This is a genomic window from Rhizobium sp. BK591, from assembly GCF_014195045.1.
Lineage (GTDB): Bacteria > Pseudomonadota > Alphaproteobacteria > Rhizobiales > Rhizobiaceae > Rhizobium > Rhizobium anhuiense.
The window spans coordinates 210,655-222,813 of record NZ_JACIAZ010000004.1 but is presented as its reverse complement, the minus strand read 5'-3'; the positions used below and the strand labels follow the sequence as shown (position 1 = coordinate 222,813).

General features: G+C 62.9%; 13 protein-coding genes. 8 read left to right on the top strand and 5 right to left on the bottom strand.

Translation table 11 applies throughout. From position 1 onward, the window contains the following. Window positions 1–87: 87 nt before the first annotated feature. From FHX10_RS19220 to ybaK, 3 genes are all read left to right on the top strand, one after another. Window positions 88–1,149 (top strand): succinylglutamate desuccinylase/aspartoacylase family protein, encoded by a 1,062-nt coding sequence (locus FHX10_RS19220; protein WP_063474829.1) that lies wholly within the window; start codon window positions 88–90, stop codon window positions 1,147–1,149. Window positions 1,150–1,262: 113 nt separating this feature from the next. Then, the gene (locus tag FHX10_RS19215) at window positions 1,263–1,613 is read left to right on the top strand and encodes an ArsC family reductase (protein ID WP_063474830.1); all 351 of its coding nucleotides are present in this window, start codon (window positions 1,263–1,265) and stop codon (window positions 1,611–1,613) included. A 29-nt stretch (window positions 1,614–1,642) separates the two neighbouring features. Further along, window positions 1,643–2,116 carry a Cys-tRNA(Pro) deacylase gene (gene ybaK, locus FHX10_RS19210; RefSeq protein WP_063474831.1) on the top strand — a complete coding sequence of 158 codons (474 nt, stop codon included), beginning with the start codon at window positions 1,643–1,645 and terminating at the stop codon, window positions 2,114–2,116. 34 nt (window positions 2,117–2,150) lie between these two features. Here the strand turns inward: ybaK and FHX10_RS19205 are convergent, their stop codons facing one another. Continuing rightward, window positions 2,151–2,594 carry a MarR family winged helix-turn-helix transcriptional regulator gene (locus FHX10_RS19205; RefSeq protein ID WP_063474832.1) on the bottom strand — a complete coding sequence of 148 codons (444 nt, stop codon included), beginning with the start codon at window positions 2,592–2,594 and terminating at the stop codon, window positions 2,151–2,153. Between the two features lie 82 nt (window positions 2,595–2,676). On the opposite strand from FHX10_RS19205, the gene FHX10_RS19200 reads away from it, so the two are divergent. After that, entirely contained in the window at window positions 2,677–3,360 is a 684-nt protein-coding gene (locus tag FHX10_RS19200) for a glutathione S-transferase family protein (RefSeq protein WP_063474833.1), read from the top strand. A 126-nt stretch (window positions 3,361–3,486) separates the two neighbouring features. Continuing rightward, on the top strand, window positions 3,487–4,740 hold the full coding sequence (locus FHX10_RS19195) for an aminopeptidase (RefSeq protein WP_063474834.1): 1,254 nt from the start codon (window positions 3,487–3,489) through the stop codon (window positions 4,738–4,740). A gap of 114 nt (window positions 4,741–4,854) precedes the next feature. On the opposite strand, the gene FHX10_RS19190 is transcribed toward FHX10_RS19195, so the two are convergent. After that, complete coding sequence (locus FHX10_RS19190) at window positions 4,855–5,448, bottom strand: NAD(P)H-dependent oxidoreductase (RefSeq protein WP_063474835.1); 594 nt, start codon at window positions 5,446–5,448, stop codon at window positions 4,855–4,857. 2 nt (window positions 5,449–5,450) lie between these two features. Beyond that, the gene (gene xseA / locus FHX10_RS19185; protein ID WP_063474836.1) at window positions 5,451–7,031 is read right to left on the bottom strand and encodes an exodeoxyribonuclease VII large subunit; all 1,581 of its coding nucleotides are present in this window, start codon (window positions 7,029–7,031) and stop codon (window positions 5,451–5,453) included. Between the two features lie 306 nt (window positions 7,032–7,337). On the opposite strand from xseA, the gene FHX10_RS19180 reads away from it, so the two are divergent. Next, window positions 7,338–7,583, top strand: a complete 246-nt coding sequence (locus FHX10_RS19180) for a hypothetical protein (protein ID WP_063474837.1) — start codon at window positions 7,338–7,340, stop codon at window positions 7,581–7,583. Between the two features lie 28 nt (window positions 7,584–7,611). On the opposite strand, the gene FHX10_RS19175 is transcribed toward FHX10_RS19180, so the two are convergent. Beyond that, complete coding sequence (locus FHX10_RS19175) at window positions 7,612–9,459, bottom strand: hypothetical protein (protein ID WP_097594982.1); 1,848 nt, start codon at window positions 9,457–9,459, stop codon at window positions 7,612–7,614. A 161-nt stretch (window positions 9,460–9,620) separates the two neighbouring features. Between FHX10_RS19175 and FHX10_RS19170 the strand changes: the two genes are divergently transcribed. Together FHX10_RS19170 and FHX10_RS19165 are read left to right on the top strand one after the other, a co-directional pair. Further along, on the top strand, window positions 9,621–10,628 hold the full coding sequence (locus FHX10_RS19170; RefSeq protein ID WP_097594983.1) for a glycosyltransferase: 1,008 nt from the start codon (window positions 9,621–9,623) through the stop codon (window positions 10,626–10,628). Continuing rightward, window positions 10,625–11,002, top strand: coding sequence for a GtrA family protein (locus FHX10_RS19165; protein ID WP_097594984.1), 378 nt, complete (start codon window positions 10,625–10,627; stop codon window positions 11,000–11,002). The genes FHX10_RS19170 and FHX10_RS19165 overlap by 4 nt, the downstream gene beginning before the upstream one ends. Window positions 11,003–11,105: 103 nt before the next feature. Here the strand turns inward: FHX10_RS19165 and FHX10_RS19160 are convergent, their stop codons facing one another. Further along, window positions 11,106–12,092 (bottom strand): Gfo/Idh/MocA family protein, encoded by a 987-nt coding sequence (locus FHX10_RS19160; protein ID WP_097543258.1) that lies wholly within the window; start codon window positions 12,090–12,092, stop codon window positions 11,106–11,108. Window positions 12,093–12,159: the final 67 nt, after the last annotated feature.

Below are 12,159 nucleotides of genomic sequence, written 5' to 3'. Positions count from 1 at the left end.
TGGATCGCGGCTTGCGCTTGCCTGATTTCCGCGCATAAAGCTCTGAAGGCCTGTTCCGGCATTGACGCAAACGGGAGCGAAAGCGGCATGGACATTTCAGAGATCATCATCCCGGGCGATACGCCGGGAACGGAGTGGCGGCTCCCGGTGCTGCGCTTTACGGGCCACGATCCGGAGGCGCCCAAGACCTATATCCAGGCGGCCCTGCATGCCGGCGAGCTGCCTGGAACGGTGTTGCTGCATTTCCTCTGCGAGCGGCTGCGGCAGGCGGAAAGCCAGGGCGGGATCGCCGGCGATGTCACCATCGTGCCGCAGGCCAATCCGATCGGTGCGGCGCAGTCGCATTTCGGCGAATTGCAGGGCCGTTTCGACCTGGGCTCGCGCACCAATTTCAACCGGGATTTCCCGCTGATCTCCCTTGTCGATCGGGCCTCACTGATCGAGGACCTCGATGACACCCCGGCTACCGACAGATTGAAGCGGCAACTGCTGCATATGGCGCTCGGGGCCGACCTCGTGCTCGACCTGCATTGCGACGACGAATCCCTGCAATATGCCTACATCGACGAGGCCTTCTGGCCTGAGGCGGCCGATCTCGCCAGCGCGCTCGACATGGAGGCCGTGCTGCTTTCGGATGGCGAAAGCTCGGCCTTCGAGGAGGCCGTCGGCTTTGCATGGAAATATGAAGTCCCCGGCGAGCGCCGCTCCCGATTGCCCGGCAAACTCTCCGTCACCGTCGAACTGCGCGGCAAGCGCGACGTCGATCCGGTGCTGGCGAAAAAGGATGCGGACGGGCTCTGGCGCTTCCTGGAGGCACGGGGGATCGTCGGCGACAGGAAGCAAGCGTCAACGACGTTTTACGGGCCGGCCGTGCCGCTCGACAATGTCGAGATCATTCGCGCTGGAGAAGGTGGCGCCGTGCTCTTCCATCGCAATATCGGCGAGAGGGTTGCGGAAGGCGATCGTCTTGCGACGATCCTCACCCGGCCGGGGCAGCCGGGCGGCAGCATCGAGCTCACCGCGCCGCAGGACGGGCTGATCCTGACCCGAACCTCCGACCGGCTGGTGCGGCGGCGCGGCGACCTGATGAAGATCGCCTGCGAGAACCCAAGCCAGGCGTCGCGCAAGGCCGGGACGCTGGAAAATTGAGCGGGGTTTTGCCTGCGGTGACCATCGGCGCGCAGGGGATAAAACGTCGCACGGCGTTTGCGCCGGCCGGCCTGCATGTTATCTCGCTGTCATCACAGGGAGATCGATCGGGCATGGCCGTCACCATCTATGGCATCAAGAATTGCGACACGATGAAGAAGGCCCGCAGCTGGCTGGAAGAACATAGCGTCGCCTATGAGTTTCACGATTATAAGGCGCTCGGTATCGACCGTGCCCATCTCGAAGCCTGGATCGACAAGGCCGGCCTCGATACCGTGCTCAACCGCGCCGGCACCACCTTCCGCAAACTGCCCGATGCCGAGCGTGAGAACCTGACCCGGGAAAAGGCGATCGCCCTGATGCTCGACCAGCCGTCGATGATCAAGCGGCCGGTGCTGGAGGCTAGAGGCAAGCTGCTGGTCGGCTTCAAGCCGGAGATTTACGCCGGTACGTTCGGCGGCTGACAGACGGCTCGCTGAGCTCAGGGGGAGAGATGTCCAAGACCACGCGCGCGACACAGCTTCTTTCGCAGGCAGGTATCGCCTTCACGGTCCATGCCTATGATTACGATCCCAATGCCGAGCGCGTCGGGCTGCAGGCGGCCGAAGCGCTCGGCGAGGCGCCGCACCGGGTGCTGAAGACGCTGATGGCGGAGGTGGACGGCAAACCGGTCTGCGTCGTCGTACCGTCGGACCGCGAGGTCAGCATGAAGAAGCTCGCCAACGCCTTTCACGGCAAATCGGCCAACATGATGAAGCCCGCCGATGCCGAGCGGTTGACAGGTTATCATGTCGGCGGCATCAGCCCGTTCGGCCAGAAGAAGACGGTGCCGACGGCGATCGAGGAAGCCGCCCTTGCCGAGCCGCTGGTCTTCATCAATGGCGGGCAGCGCGGGCTGCAGGTGCGGATCGATCCGAAGGATGCGTTGACGGTGCTCAAGGCCGTCGCCGCGCCGCTGATTGCCTGATCAGAACAGGATGCCGATGCTCTGGCGATTGAAACTATAAGAAGCGGTCGAGCAGGCCGGCGATCGTCTTCGCCTCGCTTTCGGCAAGCCTGCAGCCGATATGGGTCTCGATCGATCTGGCATAGACGGCCCACATGCGCTCGCGAAGCTTTCGGCCGGCATCCGTCATCACCACCCAGCGGCCGCGGCCATCGCTGGCGAAGGTTTCGCGCCGGACCAGGCCCTCGCTTTCCAGCCGGTCGATCAGCCGGGAAAGATTATACTGCGCCAGCAAGGTCCGCTCCTCGATCTCGTAGGGGCGCAGCCTGCCGTCTTCCGAGCGCGCCAATTCCCACAGCACGTCGTACCAGGCAAGCGGCGGGAGGCCTGCCGCTTTCAGGTCGGCTTCAATCGCGCCAAGCAAGCGCTCGCGGGCGCGCATGATGCTCGTCCAGGCAGAGGTGACAGCTTCGCTCGGATTCGGCGTTTTTTCGGACATAAATGTAATTACATCTACCTTGAATTCAGCCGCAAGTGATATTACATGCAATTACATCTATTATCATCCCGTGGAGACCGCCATGAGCAAGCTTACTCTCGTCAGCCATCACCTCTGCCCCTATGTGCAGCGTTCCGCGATCGCGCTTCTCGAAAAGGGCGTGCCCTTCGAACGCATCAACATCGATCTTGCCGACAAGCCGGACTGGTTCCTGAAGATCTCTCCGCTCGGAAAGGTACCGCTGCTCAGGATCGAAGAGGAGGACGGCAGCGAGGCCGTGCTGTTCGAAAGCAGCGTCATCTGCGAATATCTCGAGGAAACGCAGATTGGCGTCGCCTTGCATCCCAAAGACGCGCTGACGCGTGCCCGCCATCGCGGCTGGATGGAATTCGGCTCGTCCGTGCTTTCCGATCTCTGGGGCTATGAAACGGCCGAGGATGCCTCGCAGCTGGAAATCAAACGCAAGGCGCTCATCGCCAAATTCGCGACAATCGAGACGGTGCTGACGGACGGGCCTTATTTCGCCGGCAACGGCTTCAGCCTGGTCGACGCCGTGTTCGCGCCGGTCTTTCGTTATTTCGATCTCTTCGACACGCTCGGCGACAGCGGCATCTTCGAAGGGCTGGAGCGGGTGAGGCACTGGCGCAAGGCGCTGTCCGAACGGGCAAGCGTCAAGGCCGCCGTCAGTGCGGACTACCCGCAGCGGCTGGTCGAATTCCTCGAAAAGCATAACTCGATCCTGCTCAGGCTGGAGGCGGCCGCCTGAAGCCCGCGCTGCGGCCGGACGTCCATCCGACCGCTTGCAATTTGGCGGCGATACGCTTCATTTTCGCCGCAAACGGGTCTAAGTCTTCCAGCCTCTCACCGTTAATGACAGAAGGCAGGTTGAACCATGACTTTCATGCCCCAGAGCCAGAACACCGTTGATCCCGACAAGCTGGAAAAGCTTGCGGAAGTCGCCGTCAAGGTCGGGCTGCAGCTGCAGAAGGGTCAGGATCTGGTGGTCACCGCGCCTGTCGTGGCGCTGCCGCTGGTGCGCCTGATCACCAAACACGCCTATCAGGCCGGCGCCGGGTTGGTCACCGCCTTCTATTCCGACGAGGAAACGACGCTGGCGCGCTATCAATATGGCGGCGACGAGAGCTTCGACCGCGCTTCCGGCTGGCTCTACGAGGGCATGGCCAAGGCCTATGCCAACGGGGCGGCCCGTCTTGCCGTCGCCGGCGACAATCCGATGCTGCTTTCCGAGCAGGATGCCGGCAAGGTCGGCCGCGCCAATCGCGCCAACTCCACCGCCTACAAGCCGGCGCTGGAAAAGATCTCGAATTTCGACATCAACTGGAACATCGTCTCCTATCCCAACCCGTCCTGGGCCAAGGTGGTCTTCCCCGACGATCCGGAACCGATCGCGATCGCCAAGCTTGCCAAGGCGATCTTTGCCGCCTCGCGCGTCGATGTCAGCGATCCGGTCGCCGCCTGGGCCGAACACAATGCCAATCTCGCCAAGCGCTCCGCCTGGCTGAACGGCGAACGTTTCGCCTCGCTGCATTTCCAAGGACCGGGGACGGACCTGACGGTCGGCCTTGCCGACGGGCATGAATGGCATGGCGGCGCTTCCACCGCCAAGAACGGCATTACCTGCAATCCGAACATCCCCACCGAGGAAGTCTTCACCACGCCGCATGCGTTGCGCGTCGAAGGCCATGTTTCCAGCACCAAGCCGCTTTCGCATCAGGGCACGCTGATCGACAATATTCAGGTGCGTTTCGAGGGCGGACGGATCGTCGAGGCCAAGGCATCGCGCGGCGAGGAGGTGTTGAACAAGGTGCTCGATACCGACGAGGGGGCGCGCCGGCTCGGCGAAGTGGCGCTGGTGCCGCATTCCTCGCCGATCTCGGCCAGCGGCATCCTGTTCTACAACACCCTGTTCGACGAAAACGCCTCGTGCCACATCGCGCTCGGCCAGTGCTATTCCAAATGCTTCCTGAACGGTGCGACGCTCAGCCAGGAGCAGATCAAGGCGCAGGGCGGCAATTCCAGCCTGATCCATATCGACTGGATGATCGGCTCCGGCAAGGTCGATATCGACGGGATCAAGCCGGATGGTTCGCGGGTTCCGGTGATGCGGCAGGGCGAATGGGCCTGAGCGGCGTCATCCTACGCTGACAGTATGAAGCGCTGACCGCAGGACCGTGCTCATCACGCTGACTGAAAGGGCTCGCGACGGTGCCTGCCGCGCAAGTTCCTTTCGGACGCCGAGTCATCGGATCGCCGATAGCAGCTTGCGCACGCGATCGAGATGCGCCGTCCGCTTTGCATTGGTGGCACGGTCCATGTCGTGCAGGCTGAGCATCCGGAAATTCAACCGCTTCGAGCAGAAGGCGGCGATGCCGCGCTTCAACAGCCGGCGCACCGGATCGCCCATATAGAGACGCACCAGCCACCAGGGCGAACCTGTCGTCGTCAGCGCGTAGAGCAGCCTGATATTGGTGAGCTGCGGCACAATACGGCCTCCGGCGGCATCATGGGTGAAGGCGACCCCCGGCGCAAAGATGCGATCGAAGAAGCCCTTCAGGACAGCAGGGAAATTGAACCACCATTGCGGAAAAACGAGAACGAGGCCGTCGGCGGCCTTCAGTCGGTCCACGATGCCGGCCACGGCTGAACTATCGTAGGGCACGTCGAAATAGCCGCGGCGCTCGGTCTCGGACAAACGCGGATCGAAATTCTCGGCGTAGAGATCGAGCAAATCGACGGCATGCCCGGCGGCTTCCAATGCTTGGCGGGCGGTGCGCGCCACGGAGGCGGCAAAACTGTCCGGCAATGGGTGGGCAAGCACCAGCAGGATCCGCATCGTCAGAACAGGCTTCCCTGTTTCTGCGGTTCTGCGGGTTTTGCGCTGCGCTTCTTGGCACCGGCCGGCGGTGTGCCGCCTTCCGTGGTCATCGCGCCGACACGACCGTCGGCGAATTCGATGGCGATGCCCATGCCGGCGGAAATTTGAGCAGCCTGCGAGACCGGCCTGTTATCCTCATCGCGAATGACGGCGTAACCGCGCTTCAGCACATTCTTATAGGAGAGCGACTGCAGCACGCGGTCCTGCGAAGAAAGCTCGGCGCGCGCACGGGTCAGCTGGTGACGGATCGCCGTATCGGCATGGCGCGAAAGATTGCCGAGCCGTTCGCGGCCGCGGTCGGTCTGGGTCTTCAGCCGGGCAGGCAGCGAGGCGAGGATTGCTTCGGCGCGCTCAACGCGCGATTTCGAACGGTCGATCAGCCGTTCGACCATACGCTCGGCCCGCACGATCCGCTCGTTCAGCGTCTGGCGGCGTTCGGCGATGCGATTGGAGAGCACATCGGGGCGCAGATGCGCGGCGACGCGCTCGAAGCCGCGGCGCTTGTTGATGGTGTTGAGTTCCAGCCCGCGGCCAAGGCCGGCAGCCGCTTCGTCGAAACGCCGGCGTGGCAAGGCGAGAAGCTGATCGAGCGACGGCAATGCCCGCATCAGGGCACGGACGGACTGACGGCGTTGATCCATCTGCCGGTTCATGCAGCCTTGCAGGCGTGCGGCGAGAGCGGCGGCCTGCGCCTCGAGCTCCGCCTTGACCGGCACCGCCATTTCCGCGGCACCGGTCGGCGTCGGGGCGCGGACATCGGCGGCATAGTCGATCAGCGTCCAGTCGGTCTCATGGCCGACGGCCGAGATCAGCGGTATCCGGCTTTCGGCCGCAGCACGCACGACGATTTCGTCGTTGAAACTCCAAAGATCTTCCAGGCTGCCGCCGCCGCGCGCGACGATCAGCACATCGGGGCGCGCAATGGTACCTGCCGGCTCCAGCGCATTGAACCCGCGGATGGCGTTCGCCACCTCCTCGCCGGACCCCTCGCCCTGTACCTTCACCGGCCAGACGAGGACATGTACGGGAAAACGATCGGAGATGCGGTGAAGGATATCGCGGATGACCGCCCCGGTCGGCGACGTGACGACGCCGATAACCCTCGGCATGAAGGGCAGCCGCTTCTTGCGGGCGGCATCGAACAGGCCCTCGGCGCCCAGCTTGCGCTTGCGCTCCTCGATCAGCGCCATCAGCGCGCCGGCACCGGCCGGCTCCAGCGTCTCAATAACGATCTGATATTTCGAAGAACCCGGAAAGGTGGTGACCTTGCCCGTGGCGATGACCTCCATGCCCTCTTCCGGACGGAACTTCAGCCGCGAGAAGGTGCCCTTCCAGATGACGGCGTCGATGCGGGCGCGGTCGTCCTTCAACGCGAAATAGGCATGACCCGAAGAATGCGGCCCGCGATAGCCGGAGATTTCGCCGCGCACACGAACCTGGTCGAAGGCGGTTTCGACGGTGCGCTTGATCGAGCCGGAAAGCTCCGAAACCGAATACTCGGCAAGGTTGGTCGGCGAATCGCCGTCGAAGACGTTGCTCATCTCACCTTTTTATGTCGATCAGCAGCAAACGGGAAGCTCGGCATCGATGCAGAGGCCGTTTTCCCGGCTTTGAACTCGGCAACGGGCCGACGTCATCGCCGCTCCGCTGAGTTCGGCCGCGATGGCGGCCGACACCGAACGCGATAAATCCGTTTTGTTGCGGAACGGATAGGTACAATTCGCGTTTTACCCGAAAGGGATTGCTAACCACCGCAATACAAAGGCTTTTCGGGCAAGATCGCCGGTAAATCTTTGTTAGTTGGCGCTTCCTATTCTTCCCCTCGTTATCTCTGGGAAGGTGCTGAAATGATTATTCTCACAGCAGCAGCATTGGGCATCAGCGCCGGGCAAACGCGCTCGGCCAGCGCAATCGCGTTGGTCGCGGCGCTGATCGGAATGACATTCGCGCTGGCGGCGATAACCTCGCCCGGTCCGGTGTCCATTCTGGCATTCGTCTATGCCGTGCTCGGCTATAATGGCGGCCTCATGCTCTTCGTGCTTGGCCTCTATGCCAACCAGCGTCTTCGTCGCGCCATGCGCGTCTCGAACTAACAATCATCCATGCTGAGGACGGCCCGCGTCAATTCGTCGTCGGCCGATAGCGAAAGAACTGCACGCCTGCGTCGGCCGGTTTCGGCAGCGGTTCCAGATAGCGCGGGATATTGCCTTTGCCGAGCGCAGCATAGAGCCCATCCGGCTTCAGCTTGGCGATCTCGCGCGTCTGCGGGTCTTTGGGGCAGAAGGCTAGCACGGTCACCCCAGCCCCCTTCAAGAAAGCTTCCGCCTCCTGCGGCTCCGCCAGGCCGATATGCAACTCCGTCAGCATGCCGCCCTGATTGCGATGATAGGGCGCCGAGAGAACCCGGTTCTGGGTGAAGCGGAGAATGGGGACGCCCATTTCCGATGGTGCGGAGACCAGCCCGGCCGGAAGCCCGGCAAGCGGGGCCAGCGCCTCCTGCGATGTGCAGGAAATCTTCTTTGCCGGCTCGGCCGTCTTCTTCTGCGCGGCATTCTCCGTCTGCATCGAGATAAGCCCGCCGCCGACGGCCCAGGCGGCCGGAACACTTGCGAGCACGGTCACGATGTAGACGAAGGCGGCGGCGACATTCTCGCTGTCGCCGTTCGAAATGCGCCTGATATCGATGATCAGCAGCGCAAGCGGCAGGATGGAGATGAGGTTCGAGAAGGTCGCGCCGCGCACCTGGACCAACGCGATTGCCCAGCTCGTCGTCAGCAGCAGGAGCAGGACCAGATGGATTTGCACGCGGTCACGCTGAACGATGCGGAAGATGCAGACGGCGATGCCGAAGAGGCCGGCCGCATAGAAGGCGCCGAGAGAGAAAGGATCGGTGCGCCCGAGGACGAAAACCGACTGCGCTTCCGAAACATTCTTCAGCCAGAGCTCGACCAGCATCGGATCGAGACTGGCCAGCGGATCGCTCAGGCATTGCGGTGCGATCACGATCGCCGAACCGAAAACACCGGCGCCGACGACGGCGAGCGCTGCAAAACGCAAGGGACGGGTGAGGCGGCTGGCAAAAACCGCCGAAAACAACAGCAAACCGCCGCCGATCGCCGCCAGGCTGTAATAGCCGAGCGAGAGATTGTCGCAGGTGACCATCGAATAAAGCCGGGGCGGTACCGTTGCGAAGAACAGGATGCTGATCGCCAGCGCCAAAGCCAGCCCGAAGGCCTTCGCAGCAGCGGCAAAATCTTCGCCCTCCCAGGCCCAGAGCAGAGCGACGGTCAGGCAGACGGCGGCGACAAAGGGGGTCGTCTCGGCGCCGATGGCAATGGCGATGGCTGCCGCGACGCCGGCGACCGCGTAGCTCCAGGCGCGACGCTCGGGATCCAGCAGCATCGCTATCATCGTGGCGACCAGCGCCAGCTGCGCATTGTGATGATCGATGGCGCCCGGCGCGAAACGGTTGCCGGCGTAGATGACAAGGCCGGTCAAGCCGAGGCTGATGTGCATGCCGGCGACACCGCCAATGCGCCGACCGGCCACGGCCATGGCGAGCATGGCGGGCAGGATGAGCGATACCGGCCAGACAGCGAGCGCCAGCGCCTCGGCCGTCTCGCGGGGTGCAAACAGACCGAAGAACCAGATCAGCGAGGCGATCGGCAGATCGATCAGCCGCGACCAGTGCATCAGCGTGCCGCCGGTGAGACCGAGCCGGTATTGCATCAGATCGAACCAGCCCTGCCCGGCGAGAAAATCGCGAACCTCGACGAGACGCATTCCGTCGTCATTGTCCGGGCCGACATAATCGGTGGCGCCGGAAAGCCTGGTGACGAGAATGACGGCGGCGAAAATGACGCTATAAGCGATGACAGTTGGCCAGAGACGCGTCAGCAGGTCGCGTATCCTGCCCCGAGGGGTATCGATCGCGGATGATGCATGGGTGATCGGCTGCACAGCGTTCATTGTGGTTAGCGGTTCGTTTCCGGATGAGGCAAGCTTAGCCGCCGCCGATCAAGAAAGTGTAAAGCCGTTGCGACGACCGCCGATTTTGCCTGCGTCATAGGGTCTTATTAACGCCGGATGATTTAGGCTGAGCGCGGCTTTTAAGTGTAACGAGTAGAGTCATGGCCCGATCGCGTACCGACAATCTGAATATTGCCGTCCTGCTTCCCTGCTATAATGAAGCCGCGACGATCGGCCCTGTCGTCCGGGGCTTCCGGGCAACGCTGCCGGATGCCGCGATCCACGTCTACGACAACAATTCCACCGACGGCACCGCGCTGCAGGCAATGCTTGCCGGGGCGCATGTCGTGCGCGAGCGGCGCCAGGGCAAGGGCCATGTCGTGCGCCGCATGTTCGCCGATATCGAGGCCGACATCTACATCATCGCCGACGGCGACGGGACCTATACGCCTGATGATGCCGAAGAACTGGTGCGCACGCTGCTGACCGAGCGCGCCGACATGGTGGTCGGCACCCGGCGCGGCGTGCACGACGATGCCGGCCGTCAGGGCCATGCGCTCGGCAACCGGCTTTTCAACCTGCTCTACAGGACGATCTTCGGACCCGACTTCACCGATATCTTTTCCGGCTACCGCGCCTTTTCGCGCCGCTTCGTCAAGAGCTTCCCGGCGGTATCCGGCGGCTTCGAGATCGAAACCGAAATGTCCGTGCATGCCTCCCGGCTGAAGCTGCCGGTCAGCGAACTGGAACTCGACTATGGCCGCCGGCCGGAAGGTTCGCATTCCAAACTGTCGACCTTCCGCGACGGCGCCAAGATCCTCTGGATGTTCGCGATGCTGATGAAGGAAACCCGGCCCTTCGCCTTCTTCAGCGCGATCAGCGCCACCTTCATGCTGGCGAGCCTCGGCTTCATGGCGCCGGTGCTGGCGGAATATTTCCAGACGGGTCTCGTCAGCCGCATGCCGACCTGGGTGCTGTCGACGGCGCTGATGATGATTTCCTTCATGCTGTTCACCGCCGGCGTCATCCTGGATTCCGTTGCGCGCGCCCGCGCCGAACAGCTTCGTATCCATTATATCGGCCTGGAGACGCCGAGTGCGATGAAGACGCCGCTGAGCCACGCCGCGCCGGTATCGCGCGCCGGCCGCGGCAAGGCGGATGCTGCATGAGAAAGCTCATCCGCTTCGCGATTGCCGGCGGCATGGGCTTCGTCGTCGATGCCGGCACCCTGTCGGCGCTGCTCCATCTGACGCCGCTCGGGCCTTTTCTGGCGCGGCTCATTGCGATCGCCTTCGCCATGGCGGCGACCTGGGCTTTCAACCGGACCTTCACCTTCGATCGCTCCGGCCATTCGCTTGCCGCCGAAGGCTTCCGCTACGGCTCGGTCGGGGTGACGGCAGCGCTCGTCAATTACGGGCTCTATTCAGCGCTTCTGCTGTCGCTGCCATCCCTGCAGCCGCTTGCGGCGATGGTGATCGCCACCGCCGCCTCGATGGTCTTCAGCTTCTTCGGCTATTCGCGCTTCGTCTTCCGCGCTGAGTGATTAGAGCGCCGCGCGTCCAAGAGGACGCGCAAAGGACGCTCTAACACTTTAAATTGGCGCATAATCCTTTCCGAAAATCGATCTCGATTTTCGGGGTTATGCGCTAAACTGCTTCCCAGCCATCCTTCTCGCTGGCCCGGTAGATCGCGTCGATCACCTTCTGGTTCAGCTTCGAATTTTCGAGCGTGACGATCTCTTCCTTGCCGTTCGTCACCGCCCGGGCGAAGGCCTCGACCTCCCGCCTGTACTGGCGGCTGTCCTGGAAGCGGAAGATGCGCGATTCGGTGTGGCTGCGGTTGGCAAGCTCGATCTCCTCGGGCCCCCAGCGATTGGCGTTGAACGGCGACTTGACCTCGATGTAGCCGTCGGTGCCGTGGAAGACCATGACCTGGCGGTTGGCCATCTGCGTCGAGATATAGAAGCTCAGATCGAAATCGCCGAAATCGGCCTTGACGCTCGAATAGATATCCGTGCCGAAATCCGCATCGCGCTCGGTGACCGCCTGGATCCTGAGCGGCTCCTTGCCGGTGGAAAAACGCGTGCCCATGACGGGATAGACGCCGATATCGGGCAGGCCGCCGCCGCCGAGCTCGGGAACGTTGCGCATATTGGCGGGGTCGCGGTTGAAATAGGTGAAGGCGCCCTGCACATGGCGGAGCGAACCGATCGCGCCCTCGGCGATCAGCGCGCGGACCTTCTGCCAGACCGGGGAATAGGTGATCATATAGGCTTCGGTGACCACCACCCGATTACGGTCGCGCGCGGCGATCACTTCGTCGATATCGTCGGCTTTCAGCGCTATGGGCTTTTCGCAGAGCACGTGCTTGCCGGCATCGGCGGCTTTGATCGACCATTCGATGTGCTGCGAGGTCGGCAGCGGGATGTAGACGGCGTCGATGACGTCGGAGGCCAGCATCTCCTCGTAGGAGCCGAAGGCATGCGGCACGGAGAAGCGGTCGGCCACCTCCCTTGCGCGCGTGAGATCACGGCTCGCAATCGCCGTAACGACGCAATTCTCCGCATCCTGGATCGCGGGAATGACATTGTCGCGGCCGATCCTCGCCGTTGAAATGATACCGAAACGCAGCATGATCCAAGCCTCCCAGAACTGATTTCGGCGAACCATATGCAGGCCTTCGCTGCGGCGCAATGGCGAG

Coding starts and splice junctions, on each gene's coding strand:
- FHX10_RS19220 (WP_063474829.1), top strand. CDS start 88: ATGGACATTTCAGAGATCATCATCCCGGGCGATACGCCGGGAACGGAG.
- FHX10_RS19215 (WP_063474830.1), top strand. CDS start 1,263: ATGGCCGTCACCATCTATGGCATCAAGAATTGCGACACGATGAAGAAG.
- ybaK (WP_063474831.1), top strand. CDS start 1,643: ATGTCCAAGACCACGCGCGCGACACAGCTTCTTTCGCAGGCAGGTATC.
- FHX10_RS19205 (WP_063474832.1), bottom strand. CDS start 2,594: ATGTCCGAAAAAACGCCGAATCCGAGCGAAGCTGTCACCTCTGCCTGG.
- FHX10_RS19200 (WP_063474833.1), top strand. CDS start 2,677: ATGAGCAAGCTTACTCTCGTCAGCCATCACCTCTGCCCCTATGTGCAG.
- FHX10_RS19195 (WP_063474834.1), top strand. CDS start 3,487: ATGACTTTCATGCCCCAGAGCCAGAACACCGTTGATCCCGACAAGCTG.
- FHX10_RS19190 (WP_063474835.1), bottom strand. CDS start 5,448: ATGCGGATCCTGCTGGTGCTTGCCCACCCATTGCCGGACAGTTTTGCC.
- xseA (WP_063474836.1), bottom strand. CDS start 7,031: ATGAGCAACGTCTTCGACGGCGATTCGCCGACCAACCTTGCCGAGTAT.
- FHX10_RS19180 (WP_063474837.1), top strand. CDS start 7,338: ATGATTATTCTCACAGCAGCAGCATTGGGCATCAGCGCCGGGCAAACG.
- FHX10_RS19175 (WP_097594982.1), bottom strand. CDS start 9,459: ATGAACGCTGTGCAGCCGATCACCCATGCATCATCCGCGATCGATACC.
- FHX10_RS19170 (WP_097594983.1), top strand. CDS start 9,621: ATGGCCCGATCGCGTACCGACAATCTGAATATTGCCGTCCTGCTTCCC.
- FHX10_RS19165 (WP_097594984.1), top strand. CDS start 10,625: ATGAGAAAGCTCATCCGCTTCGCGATTGCCGGCGGCATGGGCTTCGTC.
- FHX10_RS19160 (WP_097543258.1), bottom strand. CDS start 12,092: ATGCTGCGTTTCGGTATCATTTCAACGGCGAGGATCGGCCGCGACAAT.